Origin of the sequence: Limosilactobacillus kribbianus (assembly GCF_026413145.1) — a bacterium.
In the GTDB taxonomy this organism is placed as follows: domain Bacteria; phylum Bacillota; class Bacilli; order Lactobacillales; family Lactobacillaceae; genus Limosilactobacillus; species Limosilactobacillus kribbianus.
The window spans coordinates 1-6,304 of sequence record NZ_JAOVYZ010000071.1 but is presented as its reverse complement, the minus strand read 5'-3'; the positions used below and the strand labels follow the sequence as shown (position 1 = coordinate 6,304).

Here is a 6,304-nt window from a genome sequence, read left to right as displayed (position 1 = left end):
ATGATAAAATAGTGGTGCTCATCAAGGTCCTTCTTTCTAATGGATTGTGTGGTAACACCATTAAAGACCTTGATGGGTTTTTCTGTCCACTTAAATGTTCAACTTAAATTTTACAATCTGCCGTAAATAAAGGCTCACTCTTTTGGTATCCCAAATGTCAATAGCTTAACTTAATGACATTGGGGAATTAACCTAGCCTCTTTGCTGTTACATAGCCTATAAATTAGCTGGCTGCGACGCGAAGCTAGTCTCCCAAATAGGCTTGCTCCGCGTCGACGGGGATGGGAAGACGAACTTCTCTTGCGAGTTCTTTCCCACTTCGTTCTGAACTAATCTTAGGTTGTTTAGTCGTCCTTCCGGTGACGAATGTTAAATGCGTGCCGACTAGAGTGGCTCTTGCCATGGTTGTCTGAGCGATGGCCGTTGGAACGGTAACCGTGCCGACGACCGTGACCATCATGCCGACGATAATGTCCGGAATTGCCGTTGCGTCCCCGCTGGTGGTTATGGCGGTTACGCCGTGGCAGCGGTCGTTCCGGCGTGATCTTGACCGGAACCTCACTCGCAGCTTCCTTGGTCATGTTGTTCAACAGGGCCGCCACCAGGTCAACAGCATCATGAGTCTCCAAAAGCTTGGCGGCTGCATCCTTATAACGGTCCGTTGAATCCTGGGCGATTAGCTCATCGATGTCGTTGAAGGCCGTGGCAACCTGACCCCGGAAGGCTTCCTCAGCCGTTGGCGGCTTCAACGGCAGCATCCGGACCCGGGTCAGCTTTTCAATCTCGTGCAGGTAGTCCATCTCATTCGGGGTCACGAAAGTCAAGGATACGCCATGGTGCCCGGCCCGGCCCGTCCGGCCAATCCGGTGAACATAGCTGTCGGGATCGGACGGAATATCGTAGTTATAAACGTGGGTCACCCCAGAAATGTCAAGCCCCCGAGCAGCGACGTCGGTGGCAACCAGAATGTCAAGCTGACCATTCTTGAACTGACGCATGATCTTGGTCCGCTGATCCTGGCTGAGGTCGCCATGAATACCGGCCGCGTTGTAACCCCGGGCGATCAGGCCCTTGGATAATTCATCAACCCGCCGCTTGGTCCGACCAAAAACAATCGTCAGGGCCGGATCCTGGACATCAATCAGCCGGGTCATGATGTCAAACTTCTCATAGTCCTTGGCCCGCACGTAGTATTGGTCAACCAGGTCGGTGGTCAGTTCCTTGGCCTTGATCCGCACCATCTTAGGATCGGTCATGAACTTAACACCGATGTTCTTGATCTCCGGCGGCATCGTAGCGGAGAAGAGCAGGGTCTGCCGATCCGCTGGTGTCTGCTTGATGATTGCTTCAATGTCCTCCAAGAAGCCCATGTTGAGCATCTCGTCGGCCTCATCAAGCACCAAAGTCTTGATGTTATCCAACTTGACCGTGTGGCGATGCAGGTGGTCCCGCAGCCGACCGGGCGTGCCGACCAGGATCTGTGGGTGTTGCTTTAAGCTCTTAATTTGCCGCCGGATGTCGGCCCCACCATAGACTACTTGAACCCGAACGTGCTTGTCCTTGCCCAGACGGTAAAGCTCCTCCTGGGTCTGGATGGCTAACTCCCGCGTTGGCGAAATCACGATCGCCTGGATATCTGGATCTTTGGTGTCGACATGTTCAATAATCGGCAGGCCAAAAGCAGCCGTCTTTCCAGTCCCGGTCTGCGCTTGACCGATCACGTCCTGGCCATCTAAGACCATCGGGATCGTCTGTTCCTGGATTGGGGTGGCCTCTTCGTAACCGCTGCGCTTGATGGCCTTCAACAAGCTTTCCGATAAGCCTAATTCGCTAAACTTCAAAAATATTCCTCCTAGTTATGCAGATGGGGCTGTAACTAATGCCACAGCCCCACCGTTTCATTCATTAATTACTTCTTAATTGCGTCTAGTACCCGTTCGAGGTGGATCCCGTGGCTGCCCTTAAGCAGGACCAGGTCGTCACCACGCAGCATGGCTTGCAAATCCGTCGCTACTTGGTCTAACTGATCTGCCTGGTAGTAATGAACGGCATCCATTGGGTAACCGTCTTCTTCCAATTGCTTCTTCAGCGCCGCCATTTGCTGACCAACCAGGTAAACTTCCTGAATCTTTTCCGGGTCAATTTGGCTAGCTAGGCTGGCGTGCAACCGTGGGCTGGCTTCTCCCAGTTCCAACATGTCTCCGAGAACCGCAAAGCGCCGGCCACTCGTGGGCATTGCCGAGATTGTCTTCAAAACCTGCTTGGCCGCGGTCGGGTTGGAATTGTAAACGTCACTGAGAATTTGCTCGCCCTTCTTGCCGGCCACCCATTCGGCCCGGTTTTCCGTCAGCTCAACGTTGGCCAGGGCGGACTTCATGTGGTCCGGCGTGATGTGCAGCAATTGGCCTACCGCCATGGCAGCCAGGGCGTTATTGACGTTGTACTCACCCACCATCGGGATGGTAAAGGATTTATCCGGCCATTCGTTGACCTGGAAGTCGATTGAGCGTTCACCGGCACTGACACTGGTAGCGTAAATATCATCGTCTAGGTGCCGGCCAAAGCGAACCAGTCGCTGGTCGATCTTGGCGGCCCGGTCGTTGAGCAGTGGCTCGTCACCGTTGTAAACCAGGGTCCCATCCTCACTCAGGCCATGTGTGATCTCCATCTTGGCATCGGCAATCCGGTCACGGGTCCCGAAGAACTCGATGTGGGCCTCGCCGATCATCGTGATGACCGCGATGTCCGGAGACGCCAACTTGCTCAGAAAGTCAAGCTGACCAAACCGGTCCATCCCCATCTCAACAACGACAGCTTCCGTGTTTGCTTCCATGTTGAGCAGGGTCACCGGCACCCCAATCTCGTTGTTGAAGTTAGCGTGGGTCTTCGTCACGTTCAGCTGGGTGCTCAAAATCGAGGCGATCATATCCTTGGTGGTCGTCTTACCATTGCTGCCAGTAACGGCCACCACAATCGGGTTGATTTTGCGCAAGTAGTACTTGCTCAGCTTTTGGAGAGCCTTTAGTGGATCGTCTACCACCAGCAAGGGATGCTCGTGGTCAACAATTTCATGGTCGCTTGCCCACAATGCCGCCCCGGCTCCGTTGGCAAAGGCGTTGGGCACGAAGCGGTGACCGTCCTGTGCTCCCTGAAGCGGCACAAAAAGTGCTCCCGCTTCTAGGTGACGGCTATCGAAAGAAACGCTGGTTAACTCAACATCTTTCCATTGTTCGATATCATTTTGCGCGCCTAAATTTCAAGAACCATCAAAAGAATCAGCTGTTATCGAAATGCAACACAAAAGCACCACCTGATCTAAAATACCAGGCAGTGCTATAAGCCTATTTTACATTTCTTCTAACCGCTTAATCCGGTCATCTAGCGGCGGGTGAGTATCAAAGAGGTGGGCAAAGGGCCGATGTTTGGCGTTGAGCTCCGGATCACTGATGTAAAGGCCAGCACTATCTGGATTGGCCGCTTGCATTGGTTCAGCCCCCTTTAACTTTTCCAGTGCCGAAATCAGGCCATGCGGATTCCGCGTCAGTTCCACCGAACCAGCATCTGCCAGATACTCCCGGTTCCGTGACAGGGCCATCTGAGCAATCGTAGCCGCCAGGGGCGCCAGGATAATCAGGAGGATTGAACCGATAATGGCCAACACGCCGCCGGCACTGTCGTCATCATCGTCGCGGCTGCCGCCGAACCACCAAAAGTTCCCGGCAAAGTTCACCAAGACGGAAATAGCAGCCGACAACGCCAAGGCAATCGTCTGCAGGCGGATATCATAATTACGGACGTGGCTCATTTCGTGCCCCATCACGCCTTCCAATTCTTCCCGGTTCATGATCTGCAATAGGCCAGTCGTGGCCGCAACTGCCGCGTGCTCCGGGTTGTTTCCAGTCGCAAAGGCGTTCGGACTCGGGTCGTTGACGATGAAAACCCGTGGCATTGGTACCTGGGCCACCATCGCCATATCTTCGACAACGTGCCAAAGTTCCGGGGCCTCGCTCGCCGAGTGAATTTCACGAGCATTATTCATGTTCATGACGACCTCCGTCGATTGGCCAATCATTACCGCCATGTAGATCACTGCAATCACCCCGGCAATAATCACCCCCGACATCGCCGACCGGGCGAAGAGGTAGCCAATCGCCGCGCCGATCAACGCAACCAGGAGGAAGAAGCCCACCATCACCAGAACGGTCTTCCGCTTATTGCGCGCAATTTGTTGGTATAGCATCGCTCGTCACCTAGTCGTCGAAGGAAACCTTCGGGACGGTCTTGGATTCCTCTGGGACTGCCAGGTAGTCCATTGCCGTAAAGTGATGAATCTTGGCAACCAGATTGCTCGGGAAGCTCTGGATCTTGGCATCCAGTGCAGCAACCGTGCTGTTGTACAGTTGCCGAGAGTAGGCAATCTTATTTTCAGTGTTGGATAATTCCTCCATCAGTTTTTGGTATTCCGCGCTGGCCTTCAAGTCCGGGTAGTTTTCGGAAACCGCAAACAGGGTCCGCAGAGTGCCGGACAGTTCGTTGGAAACCTCCATCTTCTTTGCCCGGTCCGTATCCGGAACGTTATTCAGCTCCGTCCGCAACTGGGTCACCTTTTCCAGGGTCGAGGCTTCGTACTTGCTGTAGCCCTTGACGGTGGAGATCAGGTTCGGGATCAAATCGGAGCGCCGTTGCAGCTGCACGTCGATCTGGCTCCAGGATTCCTGGGCGTGAACCCGCAGCTGAACCAGGCCGTTATAGAGGGCCACGTAGATCGCCACGAGAATCACCAGGATGACAATTACAATAATCCAGGTCATCAATCATTCCTCCTTTTGTTAATACTGATCCCATTTTACCAAACCCGCCCGGCAAAGAAAATTAAATTGGCGCCTCCTTAGCAAAAGCTTATCTCTTTGGGTATGATAGTATTAGAAATCAAAAGCGAGGTGTTTTACGTGAATGTTTTATTTGTCTGTCTCGGCAACATCTGCCGTTCCCCGATGGCCGAGGCAATGTTTCGCCAGCTAGTCAAGGAGGCCGGGCTTAGTGATCAGATCAAGGTCGACTCCGCCGGGCTGAATTACGAGGAAATCGGCAATGGTCCCCACCCGGGTGCCGCGGCCGTGATGCATCAACACGGCTTATCGACGGACGGCTTGATTGCCCGCCACATCACGAACGAGGACTTTGAACGGGCCGACTACATCATCTGCATGGACCGGATGAACCTGGACGAGCTCCACCGCCTGGCTCCCAAAAACGCCATGGGCAAGATTCACCTGGCAAACGAGCCGGTCCCTGGCAAGGAGAACGCGGAGATTCCCGATCCCTGGTACACCCACCGCTTCGAGGATACCTACCAGAGTCTTGCCGTCGCCCTGCCACACTGGCTCGCCATTATCCGCAAGCAGTTAAATTAGAAACTAAAAAATTCCACCGTCAGCCAAGTGGTTGTCGATGGAATTTTTATTATCTTTATGAATTGCGCCCCGTCGTGTACTTCTCACTGAAGTTCTTCTGAACCTTCTTTGGGGCCTGACTAAATGGTTCCTTCTTGATGTATTTACCACGGATCATCAACCGCCGCGCCCCGGTGGCATCACAGGTGATCAAGGTAATGATCTTCTGCTGAGTATTATTTACCACCTGAACGTCGGTGGCGGCAATGTACTTGCGCTGGTAAATCTTGTACTCATAAACGTTCTTCAAATCAGTGATGTAGACCATCTGACCAACCTTGGCGTGGTAGTACAGGGGCGAGAAGAGAATCTTGCTGCCGTTGGCCATATTGTGCCCAGCTAGAACGTAGTTTCCCTGCCCCATCTTCATGTCCGATCGCATCGTTCCAGCGGCTAGCGCCAGGGTGGTATTATCGACCCCCTTGGCAATTGGAATTGTCATCTTGATGTCCGGTACCGTGATCTCACCGATAATATTGATCGGCTGTTTCTTTGCCCGGGCCTTGGCAACGGTTTGGAAGTTAAGATCCTTAACGTCGCTAAAGTTATAGGTCGCTTTCTTCTTAGAGTCCCGCTTGATCGTCTGCCGGGTAATCTGTGGCCGGTAAGTATTGACCAGGTGTTCTTTAATCTGCTGGTTAAACATCAAGCAGACCGCAACAACCAGCAGAACTACTACCGCCGTCCAGCGGAGCCATTGCCGTGAATGTTTCTGCTTTTTCATCCCATATCCTCCTCGTATTCTATAAATATATCCTTTCGGATTTTGCTACTATACAACTTGTTTTCTGGTCACCGCATGATAACCTCTAATTATCATTGGCTTTGGTCAACTGGTATAGGTTAAATTC

General features: G+C 52.8%; 6 protein-coding genes. 1 reads left to right on the top strand and 5 read right to left on the bottom strand.

Going from position 1 to position 6,304, the window contains the following annotated elements:
• Positions 1 to 344: 344 nt before the first annotated feature.
• The 4 genes from cshA to OCT58_RS09755 form a co-directional block, all read right to left on the bottom strand.
• Positions 345 to 1,841, bottom strand: coding sequence for a degradosome RNA helicase CshA (cshA, locus tag OCT58_RS09770; RefSeq protein WP_267202648.1), 1,497 nt, complete (start codon positions 1,839 to 1,841; stop codon positions 345 to 347).
• Between the two features lie 68 nt (positions 1,842 to 1,909).
• Positions 1,910 to 3,235: a UDP-N-acetylmuramoyl-tripeptide--D-alanyl-D-alanine ligase gene (locus OCT58_RS09765; RefSeq protein WP_267202649.1), complete on the bottom strand. Its 1,326-nt coding sequence runs from the start codon at positions 3,233 to 3,235 to the stop codon at positions 1,910 to 1,912.
• A 111-nt stretch (positions 3,236 to 3,346) separates the two neighbouring features.
• A complete protein-coding gene (gene htpX, locus OCT58_RS09760; RefSeq protein WP_267202647.1) occupies positions 3,347 to 4,240 on the bottom strand; it encodes a zinc metalloprotease HtpX in 894 nt (297 codons plus the stop codon).
• Between the two features lie 10 nt (positions 4,241 to 4,250).
• The gene (locus OCT58_RS09755) at positions 4,251 to 4,811 is read right to left on the bottom strand and encodes a LemA family protein (RefSeq protein WP_267202646.1); all 561 of its coding nucleotides are present in this window, start codon (positions 4,809 to 4,811) and stop codon (positions 4,251 to 4,253) included.
• Between the two features lie 138 nt (positions 4,812 to 4,949).
• Between OCT58_RS09755 and OCT58_RS09750 the strand changes: the two genes are divergently transcribed.
• Positions 4,950 to 5,414, top strand: a complete 465-nt coding sequence (locus OCT58_RS09750) for a low molecular weight protein-tyrosine-phosphatase (RefSeq protein WP_267202645.1) — start codon at positions 4,950 to 4,952, stop codon at positions 5,412 to 5,414.
• 55 nt (positions 5,415 to 5,469) lie between these two features.
• Here OCT58_RS09750 and OCT58_RS09745 read toward each other — a convergent pair whose 3' ends face one another.
• Positions 5,470 to 6,177, bottom strand: coding sequence for a class A sortase (locus OCT58_RS09745; protein WP_267202644.1), 708 nt, complete (start codon positions 6,175 to 6,177; stop codon positions 5,470 to 5,472).
• Positions 6,178 to 6,304 lie beyond the last annotated feature (127 nt).

Coding starts and splice junctions, on each gene's coding strand:
- htpX (WP_267202647.1), bottom strand. CDS start 4,240: ATGCTATACCAACAAATTGCGCGCAATAAGCGGAAGACCGTTCTGGTG.
- OCT58_RS09755 (WP_267202646.1), bottom strand. CDS start 4,811: ATGACCTGGATTATTGTAATTGTCATCCTGGTGATTCTCGTGGCGATC.
- OCT58_RS09745 (WP_267202644.1), bottom strand. CDS start 6,177: ATGAAAAAGCAGAAACATTCACGGCAATGGCTCCGCTGGACGGCGGTA.